The organism is Dyadobacter sp. LHD-138 (assembly GCF_030929615.1).
Lineage (GTDB): Bacteria > Bacteroidota > Bacteroidia > Cytophagales > Spirosomataceae > Dyadobacter.
Genome location: NZ_JAVFVU010000049.1, coordinates 15,521 through 31,926, shown reverse-complemented (window position 1 = coordinate 31,926; position 16,406 = coordinate 15,521). Strand labels below are relative to the sequence as shown.

Here is a 16,406-nt window from a genome sequence, read left to right as displayed (position 1 = left end):
TTATAAAACAAGATAAAATATGAAAATAGTAATTGTAGGTGCATCAGGCACGATGGGACAGTATTTGGCGAATGTGTTAGAAAGGGAAAATCACGAAGTAGTAAGAGCCAGTCGTTCATCAGAAGAGATACAGGTAGATACAACCTCTACCAAATCAATAGAAGAAATGTTTGCTAAGATAGGGCCTTTTGATGCCTTGATTACAACCGCGGGAGAAACTTTTGTCGGGCCTTGGAAAAATTTGAACGACCAAACTTTCAAAAAAGGAATTGAAGGAAAAATGATGGGGCAAATTAATTTGGTGTTAATTGGTCAGCAATACATCAATCCAAAAGGTTCGTTTACACTCATCACAGGAGCATTAACACACGAACCGCAAATTAATTTTGCTAACGCATCGGCAGCAAACGGAGCAGTAGAAAGTTTTGTAAAAGCTGCTGCAATTGAGTTGCCAAATGGTATTCGTATCAACGCAGTCAGCCCGGCAGTAATTGAAAATTCGCCACATTATTTTCCTTATTTCCCGGGGGAAATTCCAACAACGATGAAGCAATTGGAATTTGGCTTTAAGAAAAGCTTGTTTGGAGCTGTAACGGGACATATTATTAAACCGTAAAATAATCTAAATGAACACCAAAAGTAAAATTATCCAAGCTATCAAAATTTGGGTAGTAATTTACCCTTCGATAACGCTTCTTTATATGTTATTTGGTAGTTATTTAGCTGAAATGTCATTGTATTTAAGAATGCTAATCTTAACATTGGTATTAGTGCCTTGGATGGTATTTGTGGGGTTGCCATTTGTACATCTTTTGCTGAAAAATATCTCTAACAGTGACAAATAGTAGCCGAAGAACTTTTACCACAGCACTGGGCAAAGCATTAAGAAATGTGCTTATCATCGACAGTGAAAAACCCTGTAACCGGAGAGCTCGGAGCCACTGATCACCCCCAATTTCGTTGTAACTTTCCATTATTCAAAATAAAATGAAACTCAAACCCATTTTTTTTTAATAACTCTGAGTCAAGAAATTGATTTGCTGCATTCGTGTCATTGAACGTAGTTTGAGCTTGAAAAAAGACCGCGAGTCTGAGTTGAGCACTTGGTTACTTCTCTATATTTATTGCCTGAATCAGTTTCGGAAATTTGGTTAAATAATCGATTTAAGGTTAACTCGTCTCTACGGAATTTAATTATAGCAGTATCCAAATCAAGTTCGGTCGGAACTCGTTTTGTTGCTTGAAAAAGCCTTAGAAGCCGTGTCAATTGTTCGATTTGGTTTATATCGGTAGGGGGAAGGTGTATGACGCGAATTTTAGTCTTTGCAGTCGATATGAAATCTGTGAAATAAATTTTCGAATTTATTTCACAGATTCTTAGACGGGGTGTGCAGCGTCTGGGTAAGAGGTAATCCTCCGGGTGCTGGAGTACTATTTGTCACCACGGGACAATAGTAAAAAAATGATTACTCCTGTTGCCGGCAGCGTAGCGATTCTTATCACTAGGCCAACCGGCAGCAAGAGCTGCTTCAAATATCTTAAAACCGCTCGGATTTTCACCATTCGGATCCGCTCTGCGATTACTTGCTATACAAAGGAGATCTTTTTAAGACATATTCCAGCGCATTTTGGTAGGCATCCTGTGTTTTAAAAAAGGATTTGCGTGACTGACTGAACATGTTGTTGCCTTTGTCATTGTAGATATCCAGATTTATTGTCGTTTCGTAGTTCTCGTAATTAGTAGCACTGGCGGTCGCGTAGCCGGAACTCTTCTGTTCGTTACGGTTGCCTTTGCTCTTATCGCTGTATGAGTTGCTCGCAAGGCTCGACTGCGAGGCCTTATTTAGAACCACCGTTCCGTCAATGATAAACTCCACACCGATTGCGTTGCAGATATCGTCCATTGTGAAACCTTCAATGTTTTGTCTGGTTATGCCTGCCTTGATAAGCTTGGCGTTGGTGGTACGAGTGTCCACCACTGAAAGTACTCCGGCGTGTTTACTCAGAAAAGCAAAGCAGGCATTTTGTACCACATTACTAAGTTCATCAGCAGCTTTTTGCCCGTCTTTTATAAAACCGAACGGTAAAATAGCTATTTTGTTATGATGGTCTGACAGAAGACCGCTTCCTGCTGTGGAGCCGGAAGTTGTCTGATTTTTCTGAGTGGATGAGCTGAGTTGGGGTTTATTGAATATCTCGATTCTTCCACTTGCATAGGTAATTTTCAGTATGTCTGCTTTTTTGATGGAATAGGGTAATGTCTCGCCGGCATATACAAATTTGATAGCATCATCATTGATTTCTGTGACTTTTCCGGTCAGTTCATCACCGTTAAGTTGCAAAATTACATCGTTTTTTGTTCCGTTCTGAGCTTGCGAATTGATGGACAATACGATGAGGATAAAGAGCGTAAATAGCTGTTTCATTGGTTTTTAATTAAGTAATAGGTGATTTTGTTGTTACATTTCCGCTATTTCGCGGATACCCACATAGTTTTCTATCACGTACATATCCGGGATGGCAATGCTGTTGCCCTTGGTTACACCACAGCGGACAAAATACTCCTGGCCTTTTTGAATGTCCAGCACAACCGAATCTCCTTTCCTGGTCTTTCCCAAAAACCGGTGTTTGCCAAAAGTAGTGACTTTATATTGAAACTGGTGGCCATTGGACGAACGACCAATGGTTCCCTGATCATCCATCTTAATATTGTAGCTGATCGCTACGCCATCCAAATCTTTAGGCCTATAGAAATTGACAATCGCATAATCTGCATCCTTGGGTAGCCTGCTTTGATTCGCTCGTTTTTGTTCGTTGGCCAGCTTTTCAATCTGCGTCGGATCCGCGTTTTTATAAAGTTTTGCTGTCACATGGTAGCAACCATTACCCAGCACGGGTCTTTTGATTTCTGTTAAATGGATCAGGTTGGCTCCGGACTGCCTGGCAGTGAACTGGGCATAATTCATCAGGTTTTTATACCCACAGTTGCTTGAAAACATCGAAGTACCCATCTGAATATCCCTCACAAATTCTGATTTTTCAGGGACATTTTCATCGGGCTGCAAGGTGTAAATCTGGATGCTATCAGCAAGGGGATTAGCCCTGAAAGCATCGGTGGGGGACGTGCTCCGTTTAGCGCACTGCAAGAAAAGGAGGCTTAGGGCAAGCAGATATACGATTTTTTTCATAGCGGTGGCTGAATGGAATACGGTTTAGAGAAATGCTCAACTATTTATGTTTTTCTCGGGAACCGAAGTTAATAGGTGCCATTAGAAAAACAACAAAAAATACAATTTTTATTTTTGTCATTTCTTTCAATCAGTTGTAGAATAATAGCTACATTGTTGGTTTAGGAAATTTTGCTATATTATGACTCGATGGGGGCGATTTTGTTTATGGTGTGCCAAATGTGTGGTTGAGACATTTATTCGTGTCACATAAATTGTATTTTTCTAATTTTTTTTGAATATTGTTGTAGTGTCATTTTTAGTTATTATTGCTTCGTCCTATTAAATAAATTTTCATGCGGAACCGACCCATTCACGTGCATACTGGTAACTACCTTACCTTCTCTTCCAGTATTTTTACAAATTTCGTGTGCTCAGGGCTCTTCGTGTGTATCCTTTCTTTGGGAAGTACTTTTGGACAATCGGTGCCGGATTCCACCACGAAGAAGCAATCGACCTTTTCGTCTCGGGCGCAGCAGGCGATCCGGAGTGTGGCTGAAAATAGTAGAAGAAAGTATGAGGATGAAACCGTAGCATTTGGCCAACAACGCACACTGGATCGTATCGAAAAGGAAATTCAGGCGGCAAAGTTGTTCATAAAGAGCGAGTTGGATACGAATTCGGTTTCTGCCGAGATCGAGAAAGCGAGGCTTTGTTTCAATGTGGTCAGGGGAGGAACATCGATTGAAAAAGGAGAAATTTCCACGCATAGAAATCTGACAGTTTCCTCCGCGATCCTGACACAGCTGCTGAGGGATATGCGCGCGCGTAAAAGCCATATAGATAAGATGACAGAGCGGATGGTCGGTCACCGCTACCAGCTCGATTCTTTGTCGACGGATTCATTACTGTACACCTTGTCAGCGGATTCTGCTACGGTGATGGCTTATATGAACAAGCTCATGATCTCGAATCTATCGATCAAACCAATTGACTCTTTAATTGACAAGACCATTTCGAATTTGCAGACGATACAGTCTGGTCTTGACCCGCTTGTTTTCGAACTTGACCTCGCCCTGGAAGGGCTGGAATCGGAAAAAGAGCAGCTTTCTAAGAGGCTGCTCGCGAGGGAACTCCCCAATCTGTGGGAATCGGCCGGGCTGAACACAGTCTCACAGGTAATCCGTTTTTCCTATGCAAAGGAGGCAATGGTCCTGCAATTTTACCTGGCCAATTATAGCGGGCGTTTTTTAATCCTGCTTGTTGCCTTATTGATTAGCACTGTTTTCTTATACTCATTGCGGTCGCGCTATCGGGAGGGCAGACCCGTTGAAGGTCCACCAGAAAGTACCCGGGTGCTATCTGTTCCGCTCCCGGCTTCGGTATTGATTGTGATTTCCTTTTTGCAATTTATTTTTATAGATCCACCTTTTATAATCAGTATTTTATTCTGGTCTTTTTCGATTCTGAGTCTTGCGGTCATTTTCAGGGGATATATAAGTCGCTATTGGATGAGATTCTGGCTTACAATGGCGGTGTTGTTCTTGATCGTTTGTCTGGACAATATGCTTTTACAGGCTTCAATCGCCGAGCGATGGCTGATGTTAGCGCTGTCTGGTGCAGGTATGTTGTATACCGGACAAATCCTGCGTGGAAACCAACTTGAAACCTTGAAGGAGAAGTACATTGTTTACGCTATTCGTTTCTTTGTTTTGTCCGAGTTTTTTGCACTGATTTTCAATATTTTAGGTAGATATAACTTAGCCAAGACGTTGATGGTGAGTGGTTATGTTGGTTTGATCATCGCAATTTTGTTTTTGTGGGCCGTCAGAATGATCGATGAGGCGCTGAGGCTAGCGAACTCGGTTTATAAAAGTCCGGATAGAAAGCTGTTCTATGTCAATTTCGATAGGCTGGGAAACAGGGCTCCGGCACTTTTGTATGTCCTGCTTTGCCTGGGGTGGCTTATTCTGGTGGGGCGTAACTACTTTGAATTCAAACAGATCATCAGCCCATTTAACCTTTATATCACTGAATCCAGAAGCATTGGGGACTACGAATTTACAATCCGCGATTTGCTCTTGTTTATTGGGATCGGTGGCTCAGCCGTACTGCTTTCCCGCCTCGTGTCGTTTTTCGCAACCGATCCGGGGATACAGACGTCCGATCATCCGGGGGGTGCTGCTTCTATTGCTGCAAACTGGTTGCTGCTTATCCGGATCCTGATTATTACGGCCGGTATACTACTCGCTTTTGCTGCATCGGGTATCGCGCTGGACCGCCTCACAATTATCATAGGCGCGTTGGGTGTAGGTATCGGTTTGGGTTTGCAAAACCTGGTGACCAACCTCGTTAGTGGACTGATTATTGCATTCGAGCGACCAGTCAGCGTAGGTGACCAGGTGGAGGTCAACGGGAAGTTCGGAACGATGAAATCGATCGGTTTTAGGAGTAGTGTGATATCGCTGGCGGATGGAGCCAGCATGATTGTTCCCAATGGCGATTTGCTTAGTCAGCACCTGATTAACTGGACGATGGGCAAGAACAAACGTCGGCAGGTGATTAAAGTGGGTGTGGCTTATGGTAGTGACCTGGCTACTGTGAAAAATGTTCTTTTAGCGTCTATTGCAGGTAATGAAAATATTATGTCACGTCCTCAGCCAACGGTTCTTACGAAGGAGTTTGCTACGAATGCGATCGATTTTGAAGTGGTTTTCTGGGTGCGTAATATGGATCAGTCCGGCGTTGTCCAGGATCAGGTAATCAACCGGATCGATTTGTTGTTTCGACAAAATGGCATTGTAATTCCGTTTACCCATCAGGATATCAACGTTACGATGCAGCAGCCGAACGAAAAAAAATAACCCTACTGGTTTCAGCAGGATTATTTTTTTCATAGCAGCCCATACAGCTGCTATTTCTTGAAATTCGAGTATTCCAGAATGGTTGTTGTCGGAACCTCTTGTCCAAGCAATTTGATTGTCATGTTGATGTTGTCTTTTTTTGGGAAATATTTCTGTTCTGTCTCATTCCAGGTTAGTTCGGAGAATGAGTTTAAAACGGGTACGTTGAAAATTTTGATTTTTAACGGTTTTTCGTTCGTGGACTCTACCTTAATTAATTTACTCGTTTTGGTATCAATGGTTAGGTGAAGTCTGCAATCTTTAAGAAAGGCGTTATCAGCTACCAGCGAAGCCGGGTCGACTTTGTAGCTAACCACCAGTACTCCGGCATCGTCCTTTTCTACTTTGTACGAGCTATCATCAATTTTTGTGGGGGGATAGGGGGCTTTTCCGTGTTCTTTTTTGAAACGTTTAATTTCGGTCGTACTGGGTTCCTGGTCGTCCGAAGAAATAACAGTCCAACGGTCGTCTTCACTTTTAGAAGCGTCATAATGCCCCAGAATAACCTTCTGCGTTCCTTCTGTGGCAACTGTTTCCTTCAAATCATAAGAATAGTCGGTAGGTTTTAGTCTTAATTTTTCATCCAGAATCGTTTCATCCAGCTTATATTTGGCGAGTGCGTTGACAACAACGTCTTTCTGGGCAAAGGCTTGGTGTCCGATCATCACCGTAAGCACCTGAATAATAATTTTTTTCATTGGTTTAACAGGTTAAAATGTTGCTGTTTATTTTTTAAGCCAGGCTTCATTAAGATTTTTTTTGCTTTGATCTGCGAAACGGAAACTGTCCGCATCTTCATAGTTCAGCTTGACAGTTCCCTTCAGTTCCATATCCTGTCCCGTACGCTTCACCTTCACAGTTATTGGACTGCCTTCGTCAAGATCATAGCCAAGATAAATGATCGAATTTGGATCCTTTGGATCCACTGGTATTCCGTTGATTTCCAAAAAAATATCATTGTCCTGGATGCCCAGGTTCTGGTAAAACAGGTTCGCTTGGTCAGGAACGGATGCGAGTATCAGCGTGTTGGTAGAGTCGGTTTTAATGTACGCAACATCCTGGCTCACAAAAACTATGGGCTCCGGGAACGGGACGACCTGCTTTTTAAGGCCTACTTTGGCAAGAAAGTCCGCGTAAGTAATGCGCTGATCATTCCGAACATATGTTTCCAGAAATATACCGGCCTCTTTACCTGCAATTTGCGTGATGATAGGGATCAGCTCGGCATCATCAAAGGGCTTGTCTGCTCCGTATTTTTTCGAAAGTTCCCCCATGAGCCACAGCAGGCCGCGTTGTCCTTGCGTTTGTTCCCGGATCACAACGTCAAGGCACATGGCGATGAGCGCACCTTTTTCATACACATTGGGATATTGGGCCTTCATTTTCGGATCGAGAATATTGCGGCTCATTTCAGTAAATGAAAGCTTATCGTTGTAATTGTGTGAATTTTCAATTTTTCTGACCATCAGGTCATAAAAGGCGTTGTCTGTGATCAGCCCTTGGTTGACTTGAAAGAGATTCGAAAAATATTCGGTCACTCCTTCATAAAACCACAAATGCTGGCTCATTTTGGGACTATTGAAATCGAAATACTGAATTTCTTTCGAATGGACTTTCAGGGGTGTGATCGTATGAAAAAACTCGTGACTGATCACGTGGATCAGGTCTTTACTTTTCATCGGTTCGCGGAAAACAGCGGAGGTAGAGGTATTGTGTTCTAATGCGCCGATGCCCTTGGCGTCGTCGTCGGTTCCTGACGAGATATAGGAAAGCACTGCATACTTTTTGGTATCATTAATAGGTCCCAGGAATTTTTTCTGAGCACTCATCATCTTTTCCAGGTCGGGGCGCAAGTCGCTTGCATGCGTTTTTCCGCGCTTCGAGTATACACCAAGCAATACCTGCATGTCGTTGACCCAGAATGCAGAAGTGTCAGCCGGGGCGTACATGACGGGGTGGTCTACCACTTCCGGGTATCGACTTAGTTCGAAAATATCGTTTTTTGTATTATTGTCCTGGTCAACCATTGCGGTTGTACCGTAAAGATTCTCCGGGTGGGAAATGCTGATACGGTAGGGTTTTTCAAGCTGATCGGTGAAATAGCCTACAAACCCGGCCATGTTTAGCAAAAAATATTTTCCTGCATCGATGTTAGTGCCTGCGGGAGAAAATATCGTTTTGCTTTTTTCTGAAAAAGGATCGCCGGATTCCTCTGTGTCGAAGGTGTCGTTAACAAGATAGGTGAGATACGCAAGCTGTGTTGCATTTTCGATGACAACCGTATTTGAGTCGGTTCGGCTTAACTTTATTTCGCTCCCATCTTTCTTAAACGCCTTTATATCATGGACATATCTGCCATAATCAGCAATGGCATAAGTGCCAGGGATGATCTTGGGGAAGTGATAGGCCATTGATCCCGATTTTTGACGGGGTGGCACCACTTTTACGCGGACGCGATCCGCATCGACGTTCACAAGATCGATGGAAACCTGTACGGCGTCCCTGGGAGTGCCCCCCGGGTATTTAGTTGAAGAACATGCGCAGAGACCAAGTGCGATAAGAGGTGGGAAAAATGATGAAAACTTCATAATGTAAATTAAATAAAGATGCTTTACCGGCTGAGATGGTAAACTTCCAGCCGGCAAAGTCCAAATTACAGCAATTCCTGAATGGCGCGCTCGATAATTCCGTCTTTTGTTTTGTTATTCCAATCGAATGTGGCCGGAATATCGGCAGGAACTCCAGCTTCAAAAGCGTTACTTTTGTCAAGGGTCAATGCCTGGGAAATTGAAAAACGGTAAGTCCAGCCATTGGGAAGCTGGCCGCCATTGGGTAAGCCTAATCCTCCGCCGGTCGTGTCGCCAATCAGCACGACGTTGTCCAGCGCCTTGGTCGCCAGCGAGGTGAACGATGCCGCGCTATAGGTGCCGCGATCGATCAGAACCGCGATCTTTTTGGTATATCTTACTCCGTCATATGGTTCAACATAAGCGGGCTGTGGTTCGGAAAAGTCGTTCCGGCCTGGTCCGTTTTTTACACGCACGTAATACACCAGTGTTTTTTTGTCAATAAATCGGCTCAGCAGCTCAAATACGTCCGTTACAGCGCCGCCGCCATTTTCCCGGAGATCCAAAATCAGACCTTTGGTGTCCTTGTAGCGATTAAGGACGAAATCAAGGTTTTTCTTGTCAACCGTTCCGGTAAATGCAGGAAACCGCACATAACCGATCTGGCCATTTGCGATAAAATCATGTGAAAATGGTCCCGAGATATAGTAATCTCTCGGAAGATAATTGTCCTGCACAAAGCGCCAGTCGAAATTATCTTTTCCATCCCGAAAGACTTTGTAATCCGAGATATTAAAATTGGAAACCAGATTGGTATGGTCATCCCGAAGTTCATTAAGCATCCCACCCAACACCTTGAAAAGCGAGTCGTCAGACATACCCTGGTAGATTTTTGCGGAGTACTGGGTCTTAACTTTATCCCAGTCGATGCCCTTGAGCTCGAAATAGGCATATTTTTCATTACATTGATTCCAAAGGTATTCGAAGTTTTTCATAGGGTCTTTGGATTCCTTTTCTTCTTCGAAAAAAATGGACTCGCACCCGGACAATAGGAAAATGCTTAGTATGGTCAGTAAAAAAGTATTTCTTTTCATGGTTAGTTATTTTTTGTGTTGAACAGCAGCGCGACGCGAAGGGTATGAGAAGCCATTTCGAAATCGGCGTAATCTTTTCTGGTCTTGTAAGCCTCCCAGCCATACGAGAACCGCCATCCGTTTTTGTTTTTTAACCAAAGTGTGTAATCGACACTGGTGCTCAGAGAGTTAACGCCGAATGCTTTGAAGCGATAATCGTCCAGTAAGCCATCAATGCCTGTTTTATCTACTACCTGTCCGATACCCAGGTACGAATATCCGTTTCTAAATGAAGAACTGAGAATGCTTGCGTTGAGCTTGAATGACAAGCTTTTTTTCATCGGTTCTTTTCCGCGACGGCCTGTTGTTCTGCTCAGATCTTTAGTCACTTTAAAAGTACCAAAGACGACAGGGAATGCTTCGATGCCGACAGCACTATTCCTGAATGACTGATTTATACGTAAATTTCCGGTTAGATTGGCTTCTCCACCCACTTTGAAATTCCACCTGTCCGATCCGTTTTTGAATATCTGGTATAGGCGTGCGTGATGCACGGAAAACGTTGTAAGCGTGCCCTGTGCTTTGTGATCATTGTAATCGCTGGTTAGCGTGCCTCTTGTGACGACGATACCGGTGGAGATATCACGCATCGGTCCCAGTCTGGATAATGATCCGGCGATCCGGCTTACCGATCCTTCATAAAAAAGCGGGGAAGTGGCAAAATCCCTCAAACGCCCAAGTCCTGTACCGGCTGAGATTTCGATGTATTTCGAATTACCCAGATAGGAGGGGTCGCCAGAACTTTGGGCATGACTATGGTTGGGGTTGACGGTCAACAGTGAAGCTGACAGAATTACAAATGTGCTCCGGGCGGCGCGCATGAGTTTCTTTCCGGGGCTCAGGGCTTTGCCTGGCGGTAGCACGCATTTTGACGCATTTGGTTTTCGACGTTGTTGCATAAGTGTACGATGGATTTGAATTGCCTGAAATGGAAATGAATTGATTTATTGTTGACTTGCTAAATTTAATCCGGGAATACCCGCTCTGTAACCACCTTTCCGGTATAGAGTTCGGTACCATGGAAATCCAGGTACGCAACATCAGGATGCAGGTGATTGCCCCCGACAATGCGGATGAAGATCCGTTTCAACACGCACTGACGGTTGTTTAGTGAAAGACTGATGTGGTATTTATTATCTTTTCCTTTTAGAAGCAGCATCGCCATTTTGGGATAGGCGACCGCCTTGACATCATACTGTTCGTGCCCTTTGGGTTTTACAGACAGCCCGTATGCAAGGTCTTTCTGTAAGATATTCAGCGGTTTATGCGTTGCGCCTTCAGTATATTTGATCCAGAAAATCTTGATGGGATCTTTCTGATTGATAGCTCCGGAATCATCCGTATTTAAGGTATAAACGACGGTGTTGATATCCGGGTCGCGCTGAATGTAGAATAAGAGATTTGGGACGTCAGGAACAGGCCAGGAGCCGTCCGGCGGCGGAGATTTCTGGGCGCAGGCTGTTGTGTAAGAAATTACAACAACGGATAATAGTGTGTAGAATTTGATCAACATGTTCCAGTTTAGTATGTGAATTTTTTGTTTCAGTCATGATTGCAAATAATATGCCAGTCTTTAAAAGTGATAGACTAAGCAGGTTTGCAAAAAGATTGTGTAGCTTAAAATAATGAGGAATTGCTGGATGCTCATACGTTCTGCTGCCTTCCTAGTGCTACTTCATAGGGTGTTTTGTAGTTTGCCTCGGACGTACGTGTCCAGTTTTCAAAGACAAAGTTGCCGGACACGGTGTTTTGCAATAGGCTAACCCGGTACTGTTTCTGCCAATTACCATCCTCTGATCGTACTGTATAGGTAACTGGTGTGGGAAAATCCTGAGCAATACCGGTTTTTGGGTTTATCCTCGCGCCGGTTGTAAGCACGAAATCAGGTGCAAATGCCTTGATGTTCATTTTATCATACTTCACAAACGCCGGGATGGTTGTATTGGAGATTACAGCAGGTGCGATCAGGACCGAGTCCGGTAATTTGATGCTAAGTATATCTGCCTCCATATTTTCTGCCGCCCGTTTGATACCCCCTCCAAGTAAAGAAACAAAGAAGAGGAATGTGGCCACGTTTGCATTTTCCATTGATTGTGCAATTTATTGTACCCAAAATATTATCTGATTGTTTGTCATGGGACTTTTAGCAATACTAGACATTTTTTTTACCAACATAAACTGAAATTGTAGAAATATTTTGTAACATTGAGGTATTAAGGAAGCGCGGGATATAGGAAAAGTTAGGTTTTCTTTTGACTGATTTTGTTAAACAAAAATTGGGAAAATATAATTTATGCAGATTGCTCCGAGAGCAGCCTGTCGTTTGAATTTATCAACCATGAAAACGAACTTCTATGCTACGAAAAATTCTTTTGTCTCTTGGTGTAATTGCTATCGGAGTCTCCGGCTGTACAAAAAGCGATGATTCAGGAAAGGGAAAAATCTCTGAAAAAGCCAGGCCCGACAGTGTCGAAATAAGCGCTCCGACAGATCCGGATCCATCGGATACGATCGCGGCAGGAGATTATGTATCCGGGACAGCGGATATCAAAACTGCCATGCGGATAAGCAAAGTGCTTCCAAAGGTGCTGGAAAAAGAGCTTATGAATGCTGATTCATCAGCGCGGCGGTTCGTATACTATGAGACTGACCTGAATGATGACGGGAAAAGCGAATTTTTGGTTGGTTTTACGGGTATGAACTGGTGCGGATCGGGAGGCTGTACGGCCTTGCTCTTATCGCAGGAAGGGGAGTTGATCACCCATTTTACCGTAGCTGATTTTCCTTTCATAATCCTGGACCAAAAGACGATGGGATGGAAAAACCTGGTGGTTTATAGTGGCGGCAGTGACCGGCTGCTTGCCTGGAATGGCAAAGGCTACCCGGGAAATCCGTCTATAGCTCCCAAATTCAAAAGAAAATTAAGCGACAATTTTCCCAGGGCTTTGGAATTTGCGACGAAGCCTTATCCTTGGTTCGCCTTTTAGCCAAAGAGGTTTATCCCCCTAAATCTAAGGGTAAAGCTCTATTGTGGCATATGGATCCTTACAATCAACTCTACATCGTGACGTTATTATGGAACGACAAGTAACTGCCCATAACTTTTTTATCAGATTCTTGCTGTGTATTGCTTCGGGATTGTCATTTGTCGTATACCTGTTTGTTTATCGGATGTTTCGATACAGATATGCTGTAATTATTGATAATTTATCGAAGTCATTTCCGGAAAGAAGTCAAAGTGAAATAGCGGCCTATGCTCGGAATTATTATCGACACCTTGGCGATTTGGTTATAGAACAGTTATTGTTTATAGTTGTCGATGGCGGTACCAGAAAAAGACTTGCCAACTATACCAACATTGAGCTATTGGATGGATTTTATAAGCAAGGCAAAAATGTAGTAACGCTGGCATCCCATTGCGGAAATTGGGAATACCTTATTAACCTTCCGAAGATCCAGGGGTTCAGGACATACACAGCTTATACACCCCTTTCGAGTAAAGTGATTGACCGCTACATTCTCAAAATGAGATCTATGTTCGGAGTGAATTTAATCCCGAAGAAATATTTTTTTCGGGGCGCACTAGCTGCGTTGCGAGCAAGAGGCGAGCCATCAATGGTTGTTGTCATCGCGGATCAGCGGCCTGCTCCGGGCAGTGGCAAGCATTTTGTACAGTTTTTGAATCGGCCTACACATGTGCAAATCGGTGCTGAACGGCTTGCGGAGTCGTCAGGTGCAACGGTGTTGTTTTTGGAATGCGTTAAAAAGTCGCGGTTTCATTACGATTACACTTTTCACGTTGTCACAGAGAATGCCAAGGGTTGCACTCCGATGGAGATTACCGAGACTTACTACCATATGCTTGAGGAAAATATCGGCAAATTTCCGTCTCACTGGCTCTGGTCGCATAATAGATGGAAACCATTGTTGGAGCCACAAGTCGGAATTGTCACCCGATAAGGTTGTCGTTGTTTCTTAGTCGCCTCTCACTAATAGTCTTATGCTAAAAACCTTTACTGCTTTAATCTGTACTGTTCTGATCTTTGCTGAAAGAACCTATGCGCAGCAGCACGATGTAACCTCGCTGCAAGCCGCACATCCGCAGACCAATCCCGATAGTATCGGTAAGAATTTTTCCTCATATAAACGCTCTTTCTCAATTGCAGGCGTACTGCAAACGCGCTACGTTGCTTCGCTGAATAAGGATGTTGATGTGAACGGAAAAAATTTTGATCCCGGTAGCACAAAAGGCATTACGAACACATTTATGGTCAAACGGGCCAGGGTGATGTTCAAAGCCAATATCAATGATCATTTTTCAGCCAATGTGCTGGTGAATTTTGCCGATTTTAATAATACCAATACATCGGGAAAGGTTCTTGAAAATGCTTATATTAAGTATACCTTAAATAAACATTTCAATGTGCAGGCGGGACAGTTTCGTCCGTTTTATGGGATAGAGGACGCTCTGCCGGTAGACATCGTGCGCACACTTGATTTTTCCAACCAGTATTATGCTTTTGGCCGTAACGGCTGGCAGAGCTTTCAGATCGGATTATCTGTGTTCGGAAGTGTGACGAAGGATGACAGGCTGCGATATTTTGCCGGCGCCTACAATGGTAATAATAAAAATCAGCTGACCGATGACAACAATGAAAAGAATTTTTATGGTCGGCTGGAATTCCAACCGCTGAAACAACTGGTTGTGGCCGGGAATGGAGCCTTTGGTAGTTTAGGGGAAAGCGGAAAGGGATCTAGCTGGGGTGGCGATGCCACGACACGCATCGATCTTTCCAAAAAATGGAAATTGCTCTTAATGGCCGAATACAAAAACGGCTCCAACTTCACTGCCTACAATGCTGACGCTTCTGTGGGTAAACCCGGGTTGGATCAGTACCGGATGGAGGGTTTTTACTTCTTTCCTACGTTGCGGTTTGAGTACAAGAAGCCAAGGGTGAGGGCCATAGAGTTCTCTGCGCGCTACGAATATCTTGACGAGCATTATCGTCGTGAAAGTAACCCCCATCAGACGCTCATTCCAAACGTGTCGCTCATTTTTGCTGATGAATTTTATGCCGCCATTCAACTGGGGGTATCCGTGGACTGGAATAAAAGGGATGTTCCATTGTCCACGACCTACACCCGTCAGCTCGCTTATGTCCAGTTACAAATAAGGATTTAAACCCTGTAAATATTCTATGATGAAAGAAATTAAACCCGTCTCCTTGCTGATAACCCTGGCCATCGGTCTTTCGATCTGGTTTATTCCCGCACCCGAAGGTGTGAAGTCCAACGCCTGGCATTTGCTGGCCATATTTATTTCGACCGTTGCCGGCATCATTATGAAAGCCGCGCCAATGGGTACGATGGCAATGTTAGGTATTACCTTATGCGCTGCGACGCAGGTGCTCGCACCGGGTGATGCAGGCAAATCCATTGCCCATGCATTAAGTGGTTTCGGTAACTCAACGATCTGGCTTATTGGGCTCGCGTTTTTTATTGCCAGAGGCTTTATCAAAACAGGGCTTGGTACCCGGCTTGCTTACAACTTTATCCGTATTTTCGGTAAAGGGCCACTTGGGCTTGCTTACGGGCTCAATATTGCTGATTTACTGCTGGCCCCGGCGATCCCCAGTAACACGGCCCGCGCCGGAGGGGTGATTTTTCCGATCATGAAGTCGATTGCGATCAATATGGGTTCGGTGCCCGAGAAACCTGAGACGCACCGCAGGATTGGAGCCTTTCTCACATTGAGCAGTTACAATGCTAATATGATTACTTCTTCCATGTTCCTGACAGCAACTGCAAGTAATCCAATGGCGCAAAAGTTTGCCAAAGACCTAGGCATTACGATAAGCTGGGGAAGTTGGGCGTGGGCGGCTTTGATTCCGGGGCTGGTCTGTTTTCTTTTAATCCCGCTTTATCTTTACAAATTTTATGGGCCGGAGCTACGCCAAACCTCTGATGTACCTCAAATTGCGGCTGAGAAGTTGAAAGAAATGGGCCCAGTTACAAAGCAGGAGTGGCTTATGGTCACGACATTTATTACACTGCTAATTCTGTGGATTTTCGGAAGCACAGTTCAGGTCGATGCCACCACTGGGGCGTTAATAGGGCTATGTATATTACTGCTTACGAATGTACTAACCTGGGAGGATGTGAAAGCTGAAAAAGGGGCCTGGGATACGATCGTCTGGTTTTCTTCGCTGGTAATGATGGGTTCTTACCTCAATTCTTTGGGTTTTGTAGGTTGGTTCGGGAATTTGGTAGGGAAGCAAATGGGGCAGATGTCTTGGCAAATGGCTTTTCCGCTGATAATCCTCGTATATAGTTATTGTCATTACATGTTTGCGAGCGCTACTGCGCAAGCGGCCGCGATGTATCCGGTTTTCCTGGCTGTTGGTATTTCCGCGGGGATTCCCGGGACAATGCTTGCAATCTTTCTGGGTGCATGTCCCACGCTGATGGGGGGGATCACACATTACGGTCATGGTCCGGCACCTATTTTTTTCGGAAGCACTTACGTCGATATGCGAGACTGGTGGAAGCACGGCTTCTTTTTAAGCGTGCTCTTTTTGGCTGTCTGGTTTCTGATCGGTGGTGGATGGTGGAAACTTATCGGGTTGTGGTAGTGGT

Annotated in this window: 14 protein-coding genes; 6 read left to right on the top strand and 8 right to left on the bottom strand. The window is 44.1% G+C overall.

All coding sequences use genetic code 11. The features are described 5' to 3' along the window. Nucleotides 1-19: 19 nt before the first annotated feature. Complete coding sequence (locus RB622_RS26845) at nucleotides 20-616, top strand: short chain dehydrogenase (protein ID WP_308049882.1); 597 nt, start codon at nucleotides 20-22, stop codon at nucleotides 614-616. A gap of 964 nt (nucleotides 617-1,580) precedes the next feature. Here the strand turns inward: RB622_RS26845 and RB622_RS26840 are convergent. Together RB622_RS26840 and RB622_RS26835 are read right to left on the bottom strand one after the other, a co-directional pair. After that, nucleotides 1,581-2,426 carry a hypothetical protein gene (locus RB622_RS26840; RefSeq protein ID WP_308049880.1) on the bottom strand — a complete coding sequence of 282 codons (846 nt, stop codon included), beginning with the start codon at nucleotides 2,424-2,426 and terminating at the stop codon, nucleotides 1,581-1,583. Between the two features lie 33 nt (nucleotides 2,427-2,459). Then, nucleotides 2,460-3,188 (bottom strand): hypothetical protein, encoded by a 729-nt coding sequence (locus RB622_RS26835; RefSeq protein ID WP_308049879.1) that lies wholly within the window; start codon nucleotides 3,186-3,188, stop codon nucleotides 2,460-2,462. Between the two features lie 335 nt (nucleotides 3,189-3,523). Here RB622_RS26835 and RB622_RS26830 point away from each other — a divergent pair, with 335 nt between their 5' ends. Then, a complete protein-coding gene (locus RB622_RS26830; RefSeq protein WP_308049878.1) occupies nucleotides 3,524-6,031 on the top strand; it encodes a mechanosensitive ion channel domain-containing protein in 2,508 nt (835 codons plus the stop codon). Nucleotides 6,032-6,081: 50 nt separating this feature from the next. Here RB622_RS26830 and RB622_RS26825 read toward each other — a convergent pair whose 3' ends face one another. The 6 genes from RB622_RS26825 to RB622_RS26800 form a co-directional block, all read right to left on the bottom strand. After that, complete coding sequence (locus RB622_RS26825) at nucleotides 6,082-6,768, bottom strand: hypothetical protein (RefSeq protein ID WP_308049877.1); 687 nt, start codon at nucleotides 6,766-6,768, stop codon at nucleotides 6,082-6,084. A gap of 27 nt (nucleotides 6,769-6,795) precedes the next feature. Then, a complete protein-coding gene (locus tag RB622_RS26820; protein WP_308049876.1) occupies nucleotides 6,796-8,658 on the bottom strand; it encodes a hypothetical protein in 1,863 nt (620 codons plus the stop codon). Nucleotides 8,659-8,723: 65 nt separating this feature from the next. Next, on the bottom strand, nucleotides 8,724-9,731 hold the full coding sequence (locus RB622_RS26815; protein ID WP_308049875.1) for a S41 family peptidase: 1,008 nt from the start codon (nucleotides 9,729-9,731) through the stop codon (nucleotides 8,724-8,726). 2 nt (nucleotides 9,732-9,733) lie between these two features. Next, nucleotides 9,734-10,669, bottom strand: a complete 936-nt coding sequence (locus tag RB622_RS26810) for a hypothetical protein (protein WP_308049874.1) — start codon at nucleotides 10,667-10,669, stop codon at nucleotides 9,734-9,736. Between the two features lie 65 nt (nucleotides 10,670-10,734). Continuing rightward, nucleotides 10,735-11,283 carry a DUF4833 domain-containing protein gene (locus RB622_RS26805; protein WP_308049873.1) on the bottom strand — a complete coding sequence of 183 codons (549 nt, stop codon included), beginning with the start codon at nucleotides 11,281-11,283 and terminating at the stop codon, nucleotides 10,735-10,737. Between the two features lie 131 nt (nucleotides 11,284-11,414). Further along, on the bottom strand, nucleotides 11,415-11,858 hold the full coding sequence (locus RB622_RS26800) for a hypothetical protein (RefSeq protein WP_308049872.1): 444 nt from the start codon (nucleotides 11,856-11,858) through the stop codon (nucleotides 11,415-11,417). Between the two features lie 266 nt (nucleotides 11,859-12,124). On the opposite strand from RB622_RS26800, the gene RB622_RS26795 reads away from it, so the two are divergent. The 4 genes from RB622_RS26795 to RB622_RS26780 all read left to right on the top strand — a co-directional run bounded on the left by RB622_RS26795 (nucleotide 12,125) and on the right by RB622_RS26780 (nucleotide 16,402). Then, nucleotides 12,125-12,757, top strand: coding sequence for a hypothetical protein (locus tag RB622_RS26795; protein WP_308049871.1), 633 nt, complete (start codon nucleotides 12,125-12,127; stop codon nucleotides 12,755-12,757). Nucleotides 12,758-12,845: 88 nt separating this feature from the next. Next, nucleotides 12,846-13,730: a lysophospholipid acyltransferase family protein gene (locus tag RB622_RS26790; protein WP_308049870.1), complete on the top strand. Its 885-nt coding sequence runs from the start codon at nucleotides 12,846-12,848 to the stop codon at nucleotides 13,728-13,730. A gap of 40 nt (nucleotides 13,731-13,770) precedes the next feature. Continuing rightward, the gene (locus RB622_RS26785) at nucleotides 13,771-14,952 is read left to right on the top strand and encodes a porin (RefSeq protein ID WP_308049869.1); all 1,182 of its coding nucleotides are present in this window, start codon (nucleotides 13,771-13,773) and stop codon (nucleotides 14,950-14,952) included. 16 nt (nucleotides 14,953-14,968) lie between these two features. After that, a complete protein-coding gene (locus RB622_RS26780; RefSeq protein WP_308049868.1) occupies nucleotides 14,969-16,402 on the top strand; it encodes an anion permease in 1,434 nt (477 codons plus the stop codon). Nucleotides 16,403-16,406: the final 4 nt, after the last annotated feature.